The sequence below is a fragment of the Streptomyces krungchingensis genome, assembly GCF_054729265.1.
The window spans coordinates 8,096,757-8,112,277 of record NZ_JBPUKY010000001.1 but is presented as its reverse complement, the minus strand read 5'-3'; the positions used below and the strand labels follow the sequence as shown (position 1 = coordinate 8,112,277).

Genomic DNA, 15,521 nt, shown 5'->3' with positions numbered 1-15,521 from the left:
TGTCAGCCGCCCTGGTTCGTGAGGACGCGCGCCAGTTCCAGGCGCTTGATCTTCGTGGTGGCCGTCTGCGGCAGGTCGGCGAGCCGCCACTGGACGGGGTCCGCCATGGGCGGCAGGCCCTCGGCCGCGGACCGCCATGCGTCGAGGTCCAGCGGTACGTCGTCCTTGGTGCACACCACGGGGACGGCCGTGCCGTCCGCGCCGGGGATGATGATGACCTCGGCGAGGTCGTCGAGCCGGGCGAACAGGCGATCCTCCACGGCCAGCGTGGAGCCGAAGCCCTCGATGACGTCGACCTCCCGGTCCAGCAGGTGCAGACAGCCCCACTTGGTGCGGTAGCCCACGTCGCCCATGCGCCACCAGCCGCCGTCCGACAGCTGCTTGTCGTAGCGCTCCTGCTCGCCGAGGTAGGTGACGATGCGGCCGTCGCTCTTGACCTCGATGAATCCGGGGTTGTCCTTGGACGGCGGCCGGCCGTTGCGGCTGACGACGCGGACGTCGGTCATGCCGGGGAACGGCATGCCCACGCAGCGTCCGTCGGCCTCTTCGGGCCGGCGCCTGCTAAAGGAGCGCACCACGGCGGGGCCGATCTCGCTCTGTCCGTAGAGCTGGCCGAAAACGGGGGCCCGGCGGTCGGTGGCGGCCAGCAGCCGCCGCACGGTCCGGGGGTGGATGGCGTCGAAGGTGCTGCTGTACAGCTTGACGTTGGACAGCGGGCGGCGCGGATCGTCGGCCAACTCCTCCCATTTCATGAAGGAGTTGGGGTGCGCCTCCAGGATTCCCGGCCGCAGCTGCGCGAACAGGTCCCCCACGTGCGCCGGATCGGAGTCGGCGAGCACCACGACGGGGAATCCGCGGTGCAGCGAGATCGCGAGTGCCGTGAAGAGCCGCGAGTGCACGAACGACACGTGCATGGCGATCGTCTCGCGGCCGCGGACGAGCGGGCCGACGACGGAGGCCTGCGGCCGGTAACGCGCCTGCAGGGTCCGCCCGGTGTGGACGGCGAGCTTCGGCGTGCCGGTGGTCCCGGAGGTGTGCGTGATGAGCGTCGGGCGCTCGGGCGGCATGGTCACCGGCGCGACCCGCTCGACGCCCTCGAAGTCGGCGAGCGGGGTGGCCGCCGGGTGCGTGCCGGAGGTCAGCAGTACGGCGGAGGCCAGTCCGACGACCGAGTCGGGCAGTTCCTCCTCCAGCTTCGCCTGGTCGGTGACGAGGTACGGGCGGTCGGTGCGCCGCACCAGCTCGGTCACCGTCTCGCCGTCGAGCTTCGGCGACAGCAGCACCGGTACGGCACCGACCCGGGCCGTGGCACAGGCGAGCAGGGTGATGTCGAATCCGTCGGATTTGTAGACGACCACCCGGTCGCCGGGCCTGACCCGTGCCGCCCACAGCCGGGACGCGAAGTCGTCGACCAGGTCGGCGACTTCGGCGACCGTGGCGCGGCGCCCGAGTCCGGGCGCGATGTCGAGATCGTGGTCGAGTATCAGTACGTTCGCGGGGTGCCGGGCGGCCGCTCGCTCGAAGAGCGTCCCGAGCCGGATTCCCCGGTTTCCTATCCGTTGCAGCAACACGTGCTCGCCCTCTCCTACCCAGGCTCAACAGGCTCGGAATTCAGCTCTTGAATTCGCCTTCGATGACGTCCTTGATGCGCTTGACGGTCGCCGCCAGGTCCTTTTCCAGCTTGGCGCCCCAGTCGGCGAAGAACTTCTGCTTCTGCTCCGCGTCCATCTCCGCGGTGATCCCGCGGATTCCCTCCGTGGCGGCGCCCATCCGGAAGTGGTGGACCAGCCGGCTGCCGGTGCCGTCGGGCTCGATGTCGAAGGTCCAGACGCTCTCCTGGGCGCGTCCCGCCGAGTCCTGGATCGCCCAGGAGAACGTGGCGCCTGGCTCCGCGGCGATCACCTCGGACCGGGTGCTCCAGGAGCCGCGTACGACGGGCGCCCAGGCCACCACGTCCTTCTCGCGGTGGTTCTCACCGCGGAAGACGGCGCCCACGGTGGCCGGCTCGCCCTCCACCCACTCGCCTCCGACGCACTCCTCGCTCCAGTCGCCGCTGCGGCCGAGGTCGCTGACGACGGAGTAGACCTGGAGGGGCGTGGCGTCGACGTGCACGTCGGCCGCGGCGCGGAACAGGGGGGTCTCCCCCGGGACTTTCTCACTCACGGTGTTGTCACCCACGGTCTTGTCTCTCCCGGTGTTTTCGGCTGATGCCCGGAATGCTGCGCCGCTCGGGGAGCGCGGGCAAAAGTGCCCGTGCGGGTCCGTCAAGTCCGCGGCGCTTCCGGGTTCCTCATCTTCGGAGTGCGGCGGGAGGGATTTGCGGACGACTTGACGAAGAACGCGCGCGTTTCGCCCGGGTGCGCCCACCCGGTGGAAGAATCCATGGCCATGCGTGCCGCTTATGCCGAACAGCTCGGCCCACCCGACGTCATTCGCTACGGAGAGCTCGCCGCACCTGTGCCGGGCCCGGGCGAGGTACTCGTCGACGTGCGGGCCACCACCGTCAATCCCGTCGACACCTTCGTGCGTTCAGGGGTGTTCCGTACGCCGCTGGAGTTTCCCTTCGTCGTCGGGCGCGACCTGGTGGGCACGGTCGCGACGCCGGGCGGCGGCTTCTCGGTCGGTGACTCCGTGTGGTGCAACAGCCTCGGGCACGGCGGGCGTCAGGGTGCGGCGGCCGAGCAGGCCGTGGTGTCCCTGGACCGGCTGTACCCGCTGCCGCCCGGCGTGGATCCGGAGGTCGCCGTGGCCGTGGTCCACCCGGCGGCGACCGCGTATCTCGCCCTGTTCACGCACGGCGGCCTGGAGTCCGGCGAGACCGTGGTGGTCGGCGGCGCGGCGGGAAACGTGGGGGCCGCGCTGGTGGTCCTCGCGGTCCGTGCGGGTGCCCGTGTCATCGCGACGGCTTCGCCCCGGGACCACGGCTACTGCCGGAGCCTGGGCGCCGCGGAGGTCGTGGACTACCGCGACCCGGATCTCACGGGGCGGCTGTCACGGCTGGCCCCCGACGGGGTCGGCCTGCACGTCGACACCTCCGGTCACAACGACCTCGCCTCGGCCGTCGCGCTGCTCGCGCACCGCGGCCGTGTCGTCCTGCTCGCGGGGGCGAAGGACGAGCCAGTGCTGCCGGTGGGGCCGCTCTACATGAAGGACGGGTCCGTGCGGGGGTTCGCGATCTCCCATGCCACACCGGCCGAGCTGGCGTCGGCGGCGGACGCCATCAACGACCTGCTGTCCGCGGGTCTGTTGCGTCCGCGGAGCACGGAGGTGCTGCCGCTGAGTTCGGCGGCGGAGGTGCACCGGCGCATGGAGCGGGGTGAGCTCCACGGACGCAGGGTGATCCTGCGTCCGGGCGCCTGACACCCCGGGAGCTCCGCTCTCGGCCCCCCCCGTATCGGCCTGGACGGTCTCGTCCTCACACGCCGGACGGGCTGAAGCCTCGCCCCTGACCCCACGCCCGAGCAAGACCCTCACAGTCACCACCCGCAGGCTCCGCCCCAGGCCACCTCGCATCAGCCTGAACGGCCTCGTCCTCACACGCCGGACACGCTGAAAACGTCAGGCGGGCCAGGGCAGCCAGGCGCGGACGTGGAAACCGCCGTCGTCCTCGGCTCCGTGTTCCAGTCGGCCGCCCGCGAGGGTGGCGCGTTCGGTGAGGCCGATCAGTCCCTGGCCGGAGCCGGGCACGAGCGGGACGTCGCCCGGCGGGGCGGGGTTGCGGACGGACAGCGTCAGGCCGTCGCCGGCCGCGCCCGACACCGTCACCGTCACCTCCGCGCCGGGCGCATGCTTGCGGGCGTTGGTGAGTCCCTCCTGGGTGATCCGGTACGCGGTGCGTCCGAGGGACGCGGGCACGGTGGCCGGGTCGACGACGCGGTTGTCGAGGGCGACCTTCATCCCGGCCGAACGGGACTCGGTGACCAGCGCGTCGAGCGCGGCCAGCGTCGGCTGCGGTCGCCCGGCCTCGTCGGAGTCCCCCGCGCGCAGCACGCCGATGATCTCGCGCAGGTCCTGAAGCGCCTCGTGAGCGCTCTCCCGGATCACGCCCGCCGCCCGCGCGACCTCCTCGTGGGGCGCGTCGGGCCGGATCTCCAGGGCGCCCGCGTGCACGCTGAGCAGGGTGAGCCGGTGCGCGAGCACGTCGTGCATCTCGCGCGCGATCGCCTCGCGGGCGAGCCGCTGGGCCTGCTCGGCCCGCAGTTCCGCCTCCGTCTCGGCGCGCCGCGCCCGGTCCCGCAGGCTCAGCATGAGCTGGCGCTTGGAGCGGACGAACATGCCCCAGCCGACCACCGTGGCGGTGAGCAGGGCCGTGACGGCGATCGCGGCGAGGTACGGCAGATCGGGGTCGGGCCGCAGCCAGAAGTACAGCGGGAGCAGTGCGAGCTGGAGGCCGGCGAGCGTGCCGACGTACTTGAAGGGCCGGTGCACGGCGAGCGTGAAGAGGGCGACCAGGCCCGCGCCGCCCGCGGTGGTGGAGACCAGCCCGACGGCGATCAGGGCGATGGCGAGCCCCAGCGGCCACCGGCGCCGCAGCCAGACCGCCCCGCAGGCCAGCGCGCCGAGCACCTGGTCGACGACGGCGAGGGCGTGGGGGGTGTTCGGGTCCTTGGTCAGCGTGTTCGCGGCAGCGAGACCGATGGCCAGGGCGAGCAGCAAGCAGCCGAAGTCGACGATCCAGTCGCGTACGGTGCGCCGCGGCCGTCCGGAACGGGCCGGGCGGCCGGCGTCGAGGTCCAGCTCCGCGATCATGGCCGACGGGAGCAGCCAGCGCCGGGCGGACCGGATGCGCAGCGAGGCCACCGGCTCCGGGGCCAGTCCCTCCGGGGAGGTCGCGACGTGCGGCAGGGTCGTCGGGTCCGTCGTCGCGGCCTGGGCGCGGGGCACGGCCGTCCGCCCCGGTACGTCGTGCGCCGGCCGCGCCGGATGGTCACCATTCACAGTCGACAAATCTACGCAGGCTCGCCCGGTGCCACCGCATCGCGACGGTGATCGTCGACCAAAGTCGCGGCCCTTCAGACTTTCGGTGCGCCGCTGCGGCGGGTCCTCGGACTCGGGACGGGCAGGACTCGCCCCACGGCCGATGGTCGTGGGGGAGGCCGTGGGGCGAGGGTCGTCCCATGAAGCGGATTCTCGAAGTGCTCGGTTTCGTGGCCCTGGTCCAGGGCGTCCTGGGCCTGCTACCGGCGATCACCGGCCGGCTGCACGTGTCGGGGGTATGGGGGGGTGGTGCGCCGGGTCGGTTTCCTCGACGGCTACGAGGTGTACGCGAGCGTTGCCCTCATCGTGCTCTCGGTCGCGCTGTTCGCGGCGGCGGAGAGCCGGAAGTCCGGCTGATCGGGCGCGGCCGACACGGCCCGGCAGCAGGGACCACGCCCGACCGCGTCGTGGGCGCCTGGTGGCGCCCCGTTTTCTTGTGACGTTGTGCCTCAGCCTTGCTCACCATGTGCTACGAACACAGGGTGAAGAGATCCAGTCGTGTCCCTGAATGTGCGGCACGACGGGGTTTGCCTTGGGCGGGACGGAACTGAGGCGGGGCTGTGGAATTGATCGTCGGTGTGCACGGCATCGGTCAGCAACAGCTGGGACGACAGCAACTGCTGGACGTGTGGCAGCCCGCCCTGGGGGACGGGATGGAGCGAGCCCGTGGACTGCGGGTTCCCCGTGTGCCGATGGACATCGCCTACTACGGAGACGTCTTTCTGCCCGAGCCGGAGCGGACCGCCACCAAGGCCGGGCCGATCTCCGGATCATGGTGGGACGGCCTGGAAGGGGAACTCCTCGTCGAGCTGGAGAGCGTCGCGCGGGAGCTTCTGCCCTCGGGGGCGGTCGAGGAGGCGGAGCGGAACCCTTCGAAGGTCCGCACACGCATACCCGGATTCCTGCGAGCCATCGACCGGCACTTCCCTGCAGGCGGTCTCCTGGCCTTCGGAGACCTGGTTCAGGTGCGCCGGTACCTCAGCGACGCCGCGGTCAAGGCACGCGTCGATGAGGCTGTCGACGCCTCCGTCAGTCCGCGCTGCCGTGTCATGATCGGTCATTCTCTGGGCTCAGTGGTCGCCTTCGAATACCTGCGACGGCATCCCGACCGTCGGTTACCACTGCTCGTGACGCTGGGTTCGCCCCTGGGACTGCAACTGGTGCGCACGCTCATGCCCAATGCGCCGTACGGTGCGGCCTTCGGGATCCCGCCGTCCGTACAGGCATGGGTCAACGTGCGCGATCCTCATGACCCCGTGGCCTGCGCCGGACCGTTGTCGCAGTGGTGGCCCGGTGTGGAGGACGTACCTCCGGTGCACAACGGCCGCGATGCCCATTCCGCCTCCGCGTACCTCGGCAAGAGAGCCACCGGGCAGGCTGTCCTGACCGCGCTGCCCGCCCTGCCGGGTGGCGACGAGTGAGTGGGCAGGAAGCCGATGCGGACGTCCTCGGCAGGCAGTTCCTGGCCATCGCCACAGGTCAGTACGATTCCCCGGTCTGGGGCAACCTCCCTGTCGAGGACGAGGTCGCGGCGCTGCGCGCGTGGCTGTGCGCCGCAGAGCTCGACGACCGGCGCTTCACCGACACCCGTGCACTCGCGAGCAATCCCGGCCGGGACCGGATCCGCACCGTTCTGGAAGACGTTCCGTGGCGGGCGTCGGAAGCCGCGGTCGTGTTCATCACCGGCCACGGAGAGTACGCCGACGGCGCCCACTGGATCGTTCTGAAGAGCACTGTGCCCGGCCAGTGGCACCGCACTGCGATACGTACGGCAGATGTGATCGGCTGGCTCAAGGACTCCGGCACCGAACACCTCCTGCTGATCATCGACCTCTGCTATGCGGGCAGGGTCACCGCGCAGATAGCCGTGTTCGACGACGACATCCCGCCGACCTGGCTCGTACTGCCCAGTGCCGCCAAAGGCCAGGAAGCCGTACCAGGGGCGCTGACCGGAGCGGTGTCCAAGGTGCTGGCCGATCTCACCTCGCCGCGCGGAGAACGCTTCGGACGGCACAACCGTCTGCTGAGCGTGGAGACCTTCCTCGAAGCGCTCCAGGAAGAACTCGGTGCGGGCCAGCGACTCATCCCCTTGCCGGGGAGCCTTCTTCGCGGCCCGCACCCCTGCCTGCCCAATCCTCACTACCGTCCCGAGGAGCAGGCCGCGCTCGCCGGCGCGCTGCGTGATCTGGCCCTGCCGCAGGCGGATGTGGACGCGCACTGGGGCCCACGGTCCCGCGGGGTCGCCCAGGACGGCGATCCCGGCTGGTTCTTCACGGGACGAGCCCAGGTGATGCGGGATCTGATCGCCGCCGTCCTCCGGGAGCACGAAACCGTGATGCTCACCGGAGGCGCGGGGACGGGGAAGTCTGCCGTCCTGGCGCGTCTGGTCACGCTCTCCGACCCCACGTTCCTGGCCGGTCACCGGGAACACATCGACAGGATCCCAGGCGATCTCAGGCCGCCTCCCGGCATGGTCGACGTTGCCGTCCTGGCCACCGGAAAGACCGCCTCGGAGATCGCCGAACAGATCAGCAGCGCCCTGGGCATCGGCACACGTCTGAGATTCGGCGCCGACCCGCACTTGAAGGAGTGGACCCGGAGGTGGCAGGAGTGGCTGATCCGGCGCCGGACGCCGGTCACGCTCGTCATCGACGCCATCGAGGAGGCCGACGATCCTGGCGCGCTCATTCGCCACCTGCTCACCAAGCTCCACGTCGGTCGTGGCACCCAGCTCCGCCTTCTCCTCGGAGTCCGTTCCCCGGGCCGCTCGGAGCGCAGGCTCTCAGCATCGTCGCACCGGGACGTCTCCCTGGCCGACCGCATCGAGAAGGAGTTGAACGCGCGACGGATCCGCGTGGACGAAGAGCCATGGTTCGACCAGGAGGATCTGGCCGCGTACGCGAGCCAGATCCTCACCGAGACACCCGGCTCTCCCTATGCGCGCAGCGCCGACCAGGCCGCTGCGACGGCCAAGGCACTCGCGGCGCACGCCAAGCGCTCTTTCCTCGTCACGCGGATCGCCGCCGCCTCCCTCGCACGTGACACCCGTCAGATCGCTCCCGACGACACGGAGTGGCTGAGTGCCGTCGACAACGGAGTCCGAGGCGTGTTCAGCGCCGACCTCCACCAACTCCTCCGCGATCCCGACGAACGCCTGCGGGGCATCCATCTGTTGCGCGCCCTCGCCTTCGCCCGCGGCAACGGTCTGCCGTGGAACCGTCTGTGGCCCGCCGTCGCCGACTGTCTCGCGGGCGACCCGGAGATCACCTTCGGCGACAGTGACATCGCCGGTCTGCTGGCGTCGCCGCTCGGCGGGTACCTCACCGTGGACGTGGCCGACGACACGACCGTCTACCGCCTCTTCCACGACAGTCTGCGTACCACGCTGCGGAGTTACTGGCGGGAGCTGTGGAGCGCTGAACAGCCGGCGGAGGACACCGCGGACGAAACCCGTGCCGCCGAGGCCGGCATCGCCGAGGTGCTGGCGCATTCGGCCCACCGCACCCTGGATGTCCCTGGCTCCGCCCCCGTCGCGCCCTACATCCGCAGACATCTCGCCGAACACGCGGCCGCGGGCGACGTCCTCGACGATCGCCTTCTCGCCCCCCGGCTGCTGCCGTACCTGGACATCGCCCGTCTGCGCCCCTTGCTCAACACGGCCCCGACCGCGGCCGGCCTCACCACGGCAACGGCCCTGCGGCGCCTCGCCCATGTGTGGGACTTCGCCCGGGTCCAGGAGAATGCCATCGCCCTGACGGTCTTCTCGGCGGCCCTCGGTACCCCGCTGGCCGCCGGATCCACCGACAGCCCATGGCATGTGCTCGCCGCGCACTGGCCCCTGCGCAGCACGGAAGTCCTGGGGCGCCACAGAGGACCGGTACGCGCGTCGGCAGGGCTGGTTCTGCCCGACGGGCGAGCTCTGGCGCTCACCGCCGGCGTCGACGAGACGGTGCGGGTGTGGGACCTGGGCACCGGCCAGCCGGCCAAACCACCGCTCGTCGTCAACGGCGTCGCCGTCGTGGCGCTGTCGACGGTGCTGCTGTCCGACGGGCGCCCTCTCGCCCTGGTCACCGACGAGGCAGGGACCGTGCAGGCGTGGGATCTGTCCGACGGACAGCCTGCCCTCCGGTCCGTCGCCGGTCATGAGCAGGCGCCGTTGGCCGGACTGGTGCTGCCCGACGGGCGCGTCCTGGCCCTCACACGGGGGGCGGGCGGCACGGCATGTGTGTGGGACCTGGAGAAGGGAACACCCGCTCTCCCCCTGTTGAAGGGACACCGGGGAGTGGTGAGGTCCGTCGCGGGGGCCGTGCTCCCAGATGAGCGTGCCGTGGCCCTCACGGGTGGGGACGGCGGGGTTGTACGGGTCTGGGATCTGGCCGACGGCGTGCAGGTGACTCCGCCGCTGAACGTTCCCTCCTGGACCGTGCGCGTACTCGCGGGTCCCGTCGTGGCCGGTGGGCGCAGGCTCGCTCTCGCGGTCGGCGGAGGGGGCAAGGTGTGGGTGTGGGACATCTCCACGGGGGAGCAGGCATTTCCTCCGCTGGCGGGGCACCAGGGCAGGGTGTTGGCGATGTCCTGCGTGGCGCTGCCCGGCGGTCGCGCTCTCGCCCTCACCGGCGGTGCCGACGGGACCGTGCAAGCCTGGGACCTCGCGGACGGGCGCCCTGCGCTGCCGCCGCTGACGGAGTATCACGAGGAGGTACGGGCGCTGTCCGGTGTGGTGTTGCCCGACGGCCGCGCGCTCGCCGTCACCGGCGACCAGTCCGGCACGGTGCGGATGTGGGACCTCGCGGACGGGCGCCCCACACAGCCGCCGCTGACGGAGCAGGACGAGGGCGTACGGGCGCTGTCCGGCGTGGTGTTGCCCGACGGCCGCGCGCTCGCCGTCACCGGCGACCAGTCCGGACGGGTGCGGTTCTGGGACCTCGCAACGGGACGGCTCGCACGGCCGCCTCTCGACGGCCCTCCCGGAGCCGTGCAAGCCGTGACGGGCTTCGTGTCAGCGGACGGTCGTGCCCGCGCCCTCTCCTGCGACAGTGAGGGAACACTGTGGGACTGGGACCTCGGACACGGGCAGGGCACGGCCCGGGCCCGGACCGACCACGACCGGAGTCAGGTGGAGAACGTCGCCGTGCTGGTGCTGCCCGACGATCGCACCCTTGCTGTCACTGCGGGCGGTGACGGCAAGGTGCGGGCCTGGGATCTGACCACGGGACAGAGAACCTGCGTGGGCGTGACGAGCCGTATCCGCCGAAATACGGCGCTGGTCACGGGACTGGTGTCCCCGGACGGTCGTGCCCACATCCTGTGCGGCGGGCGCGGGATGTTGCAGCTGTGGGATCTGAGTGACGGACGCTGCGCCCAGCTCGACACCGGAGACGAGCGAACCATGTCAGCCCTTGCTGCGGTGGCGTTGCCCGACGGCAGGGCCCTGGCGGTGACCGGTGGCTCCGACGGCACTGTGCGCGTGTGGGACCTGCGGACCGGTGGACAGGTCGGATCCGTCATCAACGCTCCCGGACCCGTCACCGCCCTGAGCGCCACCGCGCTGGGCGACGGCCGGCTGGTCGTGATGATCGGTGGTGAAGGCACTGCCTGTGTCATCGCCACGCACCCCTGACACCGCGGCGCCGTGGGGGCCTTGTGACCGGGCAGGCCCCTGCCAGGGGGCCGGGGCGTCCCCGGGACGGGACCGGCGGGGCCGGAGTGGAAATCCGGCCCCGCCGTACACGCAGCACGCTGTCAGCAGCCGAAGTCGACCAGCTTGAACGTCACGTAGTGGTCCGAGGTGTAGTAGTCCTCCTGGGTCTCCTGGCCGGTGACGATGCGGCGGGCGCCGCGGGTGGGGGAACCGGGCGTGATGACCGTGTACTCGTGGTAGTAGCCGGAGGACTGGGAGGGGAGCACACCCTCGCGGTTCTGGAACACGGTCCCGTCCTGGGGGTACGGGAAGGGGCCGCCCGCGTCGATCAGGTCCAGGGTGTCGTGCGCCTGTGAGGGCAGTGCGCCGTAACAGATGCTGCCGACGGCCGCGGTCGCGGCGTCGGCGGGGGCCACCGCGGTGCCGCCGACGAGCAGGGCGGACATGAGGGAGACGAGCGTGCCGATGCGGGTGATTCGTGGGGGGAATCTCATGTCTTCAGGATGACGCGCGTAGAGCATGGCATGTCAATGTCAAGGAAGCGGTTTTCTCCCGCCGAGTCCGATGATTTTTCCGGGAGTTAACCTGCCGAGCGGCGTCCCCACGCCGTCCCCACGAGCACCAGGACGCCGCCCGCCAGGCCCGCCGCGCCGAGCCGCTCCCCGCCGAGAGCGATACCGGCCGCGGCGGCCCACAGGGGTTCCGTCCCGAGCAGCAGGCTCACCCGGGACGGCGAGGTCCGGCGCACCGCCCACATCTGCACGAAGAAGGCGAACAGGGTGCAGAAGGCCGAGAGGAACAGCAGCCCGGCCCACTCCCGTGCGCCGAAGCCCGCGGCGGTGCTCCAGGGGGTGGCGTCGGCCCCGGTCGACAGCAGCGCGAACACCGCGACGGCCGCGCCCAGTTGGACGGTCGTCAGCGGCAGCGCGTCGGCCCCCTGCACACCCTTGATGCGGGACATGGCGAGCACGTGCACGGTCCGGGCGAGAGCGGCGAGCAGCATCAGCAGGTCGCCGAGGGACGGCCGGGTGAAGCCGCCGCCCTGGGTGAGCAGCACCACGCCGAGCACGGAGACACCGGCCGCGGCGAGGAAGGCGCGCGGGGGACGCACCCGGGTGACGGCCGCCTCGGCGAGCGGCGTGAAGATCATGGTCAGGCTGATGATGAGGCCCGCGTTGGTGGCCGAGGTGTGGACGACGCCGTACGTCTCCAGGAGGAAGATCCCGCTCAGGATCAGCCCGAGCACCGCCGCCCCGCGCCACTGCGCCGCGGTCAGGGCCCTCAACGCGCGCCCTCCCGCGATCACCAGCACCGGCAGCACGAGCGCGAACCGCAGCACGAGGACGGCGATCACCGTCCGCGCGGTGGTGATGTCCTTCGCGGCGAGATAGCTGGCGCCCCACACCACGGCCACCAGCAGGACGGGCAGGTCGGTGAGCCAGGCGCGGCGGGGCGCGAGCGCGCCGGGTACGGCGATCGACGACATGGGAGCGGTCTCCAGCGGTCACGGGCGGGCGTGGAGACGTCGACGGCTCCCACGGGGACGATCACCGTACCGGCGGGGGTGCGTGGGGGCTACATCGTTTCGCCACGCCGATGCCCGGGTGATACCGGAGGCGACACTCCCCACCGGCTCCCGTGCGGGGGACGGCCGTCCCGCTCGTACGTGCGGACGGCGACGCCGGAGCCCGTGACTCATCGATGGACGGCGAACGCGCCGACGCGCCGACGGGCCGCCGTGCCGGACGCCTCCGTCAGCCCCGGCCGACCTGCCGCCGGGCCGCCGTCCCGGTCGCGTCCGTCAGCCCGCGTGGGTCGAGAACAGGCCGCCCGTCGGCCCCTGCTTGTCCCCGCCCTGGGCCTTCTTCAGCGCGTTGGCGAGGCCCTCGATGGTCATCGACTGGAGGATCACCCGGCCGCTGCCCTCCAAAGTGGCCAGGGACAGGCCCTCGCCGCCGAACACCGCGTTCATCAGCCCCTGCCGGTTCAGGCCCCCGACGCGCTGGACGCCGTACCGGATGCCCTCCTCGAAGGCGACGACACAGCCCGTGTCGACCTCGATGCGACCGCCGAAGTCGGCCGGGTCGAGGTCGATGAAGTTGCCCGCGCCCGCGATGATCACCGTGCCCTGCCCGGTGAACTTCTCCAGCACGAATCCCTCGCCGCCGCTGCGCCCGGTCCGGCCGCCCTGGAACGCGATACCGAACTCCACGCTCGACTCCGCGGCCACGAAGGCGTCCTTCTCCGCGAACCACGCGCGCGTGCCGTCGAGCTCCAGGGCGCGCATCTCACCGGGCAGCACGCCCGCGAAGCCGACGGTGCCCTCGCCGCCCGTGGACGTGAAGTACTGGAAGGCCAGCGACTCGCCCGCCAGTGCGCGCTGGCCGACCTGCATGGCCGTGCCCATGGCCTGGCGGAGCATGCCGCCCATGCCCGAGCCGCCGTTGCCGGCCGGCGGGGCGCCCCCGCCACCGGAGGGCCCGGACAGGCGGGTCTCCATGGTCACGTTCGCCGTCTTGAACAGGAACTTGCCGGCCTCGCAGTACACGGTCTGGCCGGGGCGCAGGTTGACGACCGCCATCTGCATGGCGTTGCCGACGATCTTTTGCTGAAGAGTCACGAGGGGAGAACGCAGGAAACGGAAGGAAGAGTTCCGCATCGAACACGGTGTCCGTTCGCCGCCAGCGCCCGCGGGCCGCGCCCGCTGGGATGGACGCATGACCTCACAGGAAACGCAGGAAACGACAGATCTCGCGATGAACGGCAAGGTGGCCCTGGTGACCGGCGGCAGCCGTGGCATCGGTGCGGCGACGGCGGTACGGCTCGCCCGGGAGGGCGCGGACGTGGCCCTCACCTACGTCCGGGGCAAGGAGGAGGCGGCCGACGTCGTCCGGGCCGTCGAGGCGCTGGGGCGGCGCGGGATCGCCCTGCGGGCGGACTCGGCGGACCCCGCGGAGGCGGCCGGAGCGGTGGGCCGCGCCGCGGAGGCTCTCGGCGGGCTCGACGTCCTGGTGAACAACGTGGGCGTGGGGGTCCTCGGCCCGCTCGACTCGCTGTCCCCCGCGGACGTGGACCGGGTGCTCGCCGTCAACGTCCGCGGTGTCTTCCTGGCCTCCCAGGCCGCGGCGGCGCGGATGGGCCGGGGTGGCCGGATCGTGACCGTCGGCACCTGCATGACCCAGCGGGTGCCGGGACCCGGCGGGACGCTCTACGCGACCGGCAAGTCGGCACTGATCGGGCTCACCAAGGCGCTGGCCCGGGAGCTGGGTGACCGCGGCATCACCGCGAACATCGTGCATCCCGGACCGATCGACACGGACATGAACCCCGCCGACGGCCCGTACGCCGCGGGCCAGGCGGCGATGACCGCCCTGGGCCGCTTCGGCACGGCCGACGAGGTGGCCTCGGCCATCGCCTATCTGGCCGGGCCGGAGGCGGCCTACGTCACGGGGGCGGAGTTCTCGGTGGACGGGGGCCACGCGGCGTAGCGGCCACCGTCTCCCCTCACACGCGTGCCGGACAGGGCGATCGAGTCCTGTCCGGCACGCGCCGTGCGGGGGTCCGGGCCGGCGCCCGGCGACGAAGCGGCGCCCGGCCCGCGACAGGGCGCCCATCCCGCCGGGAGCAGGGAGTGCCGGAAGAGCGCGCCCACCCCGCCACGAGCACAGGGACCGGAAGAGCACGCCCCCGCCACGAGCACGGGAACCGGAAGAGCACGGGAACCGGAAGAGACGGAGGAGGGACCGAAGTCAGCCGCCCAGCTCCTGGTGACGGGCGGCCAGCCGCGCCGTCCCGTCCTGCGTCAGCGACCCGAACAGCCGCAGCCGCGAGATCCCGCCGTCGGGGAAGATGTCCACGCGCGCGTGGGTGCCGACGGCGGGGGCGTCCAGGACGAAGCGGTGGTTCGTGTCGGGCTGCAGGCGGGTCCGCGGCAGCACCTGAACCCACTCCCCCTCGGCCCCGTCCCGTACGGACACCGACGCCCAGCCGGCGCTGTTGCCCTTCAGGTAGGCCGTGTCGATCTCGATCGCCCGGATCTCGGACTGTCCGGCGAGCCGGTAGCTGATCCAGTCGTTCCCGTCGTCCCGGCGGCGCCGCGTCTCCCAGCCGTCGTCCATCTTGCGGGAGCGCCCCGGCTGGATGGTGTTGGTCGCGGGCGAGTAGAAGAGGTTCGAGGCGTCCTCGACCTGGCCGCCGTTCTCCAGCGCCACCACGTCGAAGGTGCCGAGGGCCGACAGCCAGCGCGGATCGGGCACGACCTCGCCGTACACCCGCAGCCGGGCGATGCCGCCGTCGGGGTGCTGGTTGACCCGCAGGTGCGTGAAGCACTGCTCGGCCGAGACCGCGAAGCCGTTCGCCGCGTGGCCGCCGACGGCGGTGCGGGTGACGAGGGTCGTCCACTTCACGTCGTCGGCGAGGAGCTCCTCGGGCGACGGGGAACCGGGCACGCACGCGCCCTCGACCGACACCGCCTGCGGGTAGTTGCCGCGGAAGTGGGCGGTGTCCACGACGATGCCGCGGACGACGCCGGGCGCGCCGAGGCGGACGAGCGCCCAGTCGTGGTCCTCCGCCGTCGGCCACGGGTGCTCGGCCGAGACGCCGCGGCGGCGCCGCGTCTCCCAGCCGTCCATGATCTTGCCCTTGTGGCCGAAGTGCTCGGGGTCGAACTCGGCGGCCCCGGGCACCAGAAGGTTCTCGCGCTGGGCGAAGAACTCGTCGTTGGCGGCGATGACACCCGCGCCGAGCTGCCGGTCGGCGAGGTTGGCGTACTGGGTGAAGGGGAAGTCGGCGGTGCGGTAGTCCGCGTACGGGTCGCCGCCTCCGTAGGGGTTCGCGTCGCCGGTGAAGTGAGGAATCGCCGTCACGATGATCAGGTCTGCCTTTCGGGATCGGCCGCTGCGGG

The 15,521-nt window shown here is 71.8% G+C and carries 11 protein-coding genes; 4 read left to right on the top strand and 7 right to left on the bottom strand.

Annotation, left to right across the window (positions count from 1 at the left end; genetic code table 11):
* Nucleotides 1-2: 2 nt before the first annotated feature.
* Both ACSYGO_RS35395 and ACSYGO_RS35390 read right to left on the bottom strand, forming a co-directional pair.
* Nucleotides 3-1,571: a class I adenylate-forming enzyme family protein gene (locus ACSYGO_RS35395; protein WP_460389022.1), complete on the bottom strand. Its 1,569-nt coding sequence runs from the start codon at nucleotides 1,569-1,571 to the stop codon at nucleotides 3-5.
* 40 nt (nucleotides 1,572-1,611) lie between these two features.
* On the bottom strand, nucleotides 1,612-2,163 hold the full coding sequence (locus ACSYGO_RS35390; RefSeq protein ID WP_426682194.1) for an SRPBCC family protein: 552 nt from the start codon (nucleotides 2,161-2,163) through the stop codon (nucleotides 1,612-1,614).
* A 225-nt stretch (nucleotides 2,164-2,388) separates the two neighbouring features.
* Between ACSYGO_RS35390 and ACSYGO_RS35385 the strand changes: the two genes are divergently transcribed.
* On the top strand, nucleotides 2,389-3,360 hold the full coding sequence (locus ACSYGO_RS35385; RefSeq protein WP_460389020.1) for an NADPH:quinone reductase: 972 nt from the start codon (nucleotides 2,389-2,391) through the stop codon (nucleotides 3,358-3,360).
* A gap of 198 nt (nucleotides 3,361-3,558) precedes the next feature.
* Here the strand turns inward: ACSYGO_RS35385 and ACSYGO_RS35380 are convergent, their stop codons facing one another.
* Complete coding sequence (locus ACSYGO_RS35380; RefSeq protein WP_460389799.1) at nucleotides 3,559-4,749, bottom strand: sensor histidine kinase; 1,191 nt, start codon at nucleotides 4,747-4,749, stop codon at nucleotides 3,559-3,561.
* A gap of 788 nt (nucleotides 4,750-5,537) precedes the next feature.
* On the opposite strand from ACSYGO_RS35380, the gene ACSYGO_RS35375 reads away from it, so the two are divergent.
* Together ACSYGO_RS35375 and ACSYGO_RS35370 are read left to right on the top strand one after the other, a co-directional pair.
* Entirely contained in the window at nucleotides 5,538-6,398 is an 861-nt protein-coding gene (locus ACSYGO_RS35375) for a hypothetical protein (protein WP_460389018.1), read from the top strand.
* Nucleotides 6,395-10,597, top strand: a complete 4,203-nt coding sequence (locus tag ACSYGO_RS35370) for a hypothetical protein (RefSeq protein WP_460389016.1) — start codon at nucleotides 6,395-6,397, stop codon at nucleotides 10,595-10,597. Before ACSYGO_RS35375 ends, ACSYGO_RS35370 begins: the two co-directional genes overlap by 4 nt.
* A 122-nt stretch (nucleotides 10,598-10,719) precedes the next feature.
* On the opposite strand, the gene ACSYGO_RS35365 is transcribed toward ACSYGO_RS35370, so the two are convergent.
* The 3 genes from ACSYGO_RS35365 to ACSYGO_RS35355 all read right to left on the bottom strand — a co-directional run bounded on the left by ACSYGO_RS35365 (nucleotide 10,720) and on the right by ACSYGO_RS35355 (nucleotide 13,238).
* Nucleotides 10,720-11,112 carry a guanyl-specific ribonuclease gene (locus tag ACSYGO_RS35365; protein ID WP_460389014.1) on the bottom strand — a complete coding sequence of 131 codons (393 nt, stop codon included), beginning with the start codon at nucleotides 11,110-11,112 and terminating at the stop codon, nucleotides 10,720-10,722.
* An 86-nt stretch (nucleotides 11,113-11,198) separates the two neighbouring features.
* Nucleotides 11,199-12,104, bottom strand: a complete 906-nt coding sequence (locus ACSYGO_RS35360; protein ID WP_460389012.1) for a DMT family transporter — start codon at nucleotides 12,102-12,104, stop codon at nucleotides 11,199-11,201.
* 315 nt (nucleotides 12,105-12,419) lie between these two features.
* The gene (locus tag ACSYGO_RS35355) at nucleotides 12,420-13,238 is read right to left on the bottom strand and encodes an AIM24 family protein (RefSeq protein ID WP_095937414.1); all 819 of its coding nucleotides are present in this window, start codon (nucleotides 13,236-13,238) and stop codon (nucleotides 12,420-12,422) included.
* Nucleotides 13,239-13,335: 97 nt separating this feature from the next.
* On the opposite strand from ACSYGO_RS35355, the gene ACSYGO_RS35350 reads away from it, so the two are divergent.
* Nucleotides 13,336-14,106: an SDR family oxidoreductase gene (locus ACSYGO_RS35350; RefSeq protein WP_432176183.1), complete on the top strand. Its 771-nt coding sequence runs from the start codon at nucleotides 13,336-13,338 to the stop codon at nucleotides 14,104-14,106.
* A 261-nt stretch (nucleotides 14,107-14,367) separates the two neighbouring features.
* Here ACSYGO_RS35350 and alc read toward each other — a convergent pair whose 3' ends face one another.
* On the bottom strand, nucleotides 14,368-15,483 hold the full coding sequence (gene alc, locus ACSYGO_RS35345; RefSeq protein WP_432176184.1) for an allantoicase: 1,116 nt from the start codon (nucleotides 15,481-15,483) through the stop codon (nucleotides 14,368-14,370).
* Between the last annotated feature and the right edge of the window lie 38 nt (nucleotides 15,484-15,521).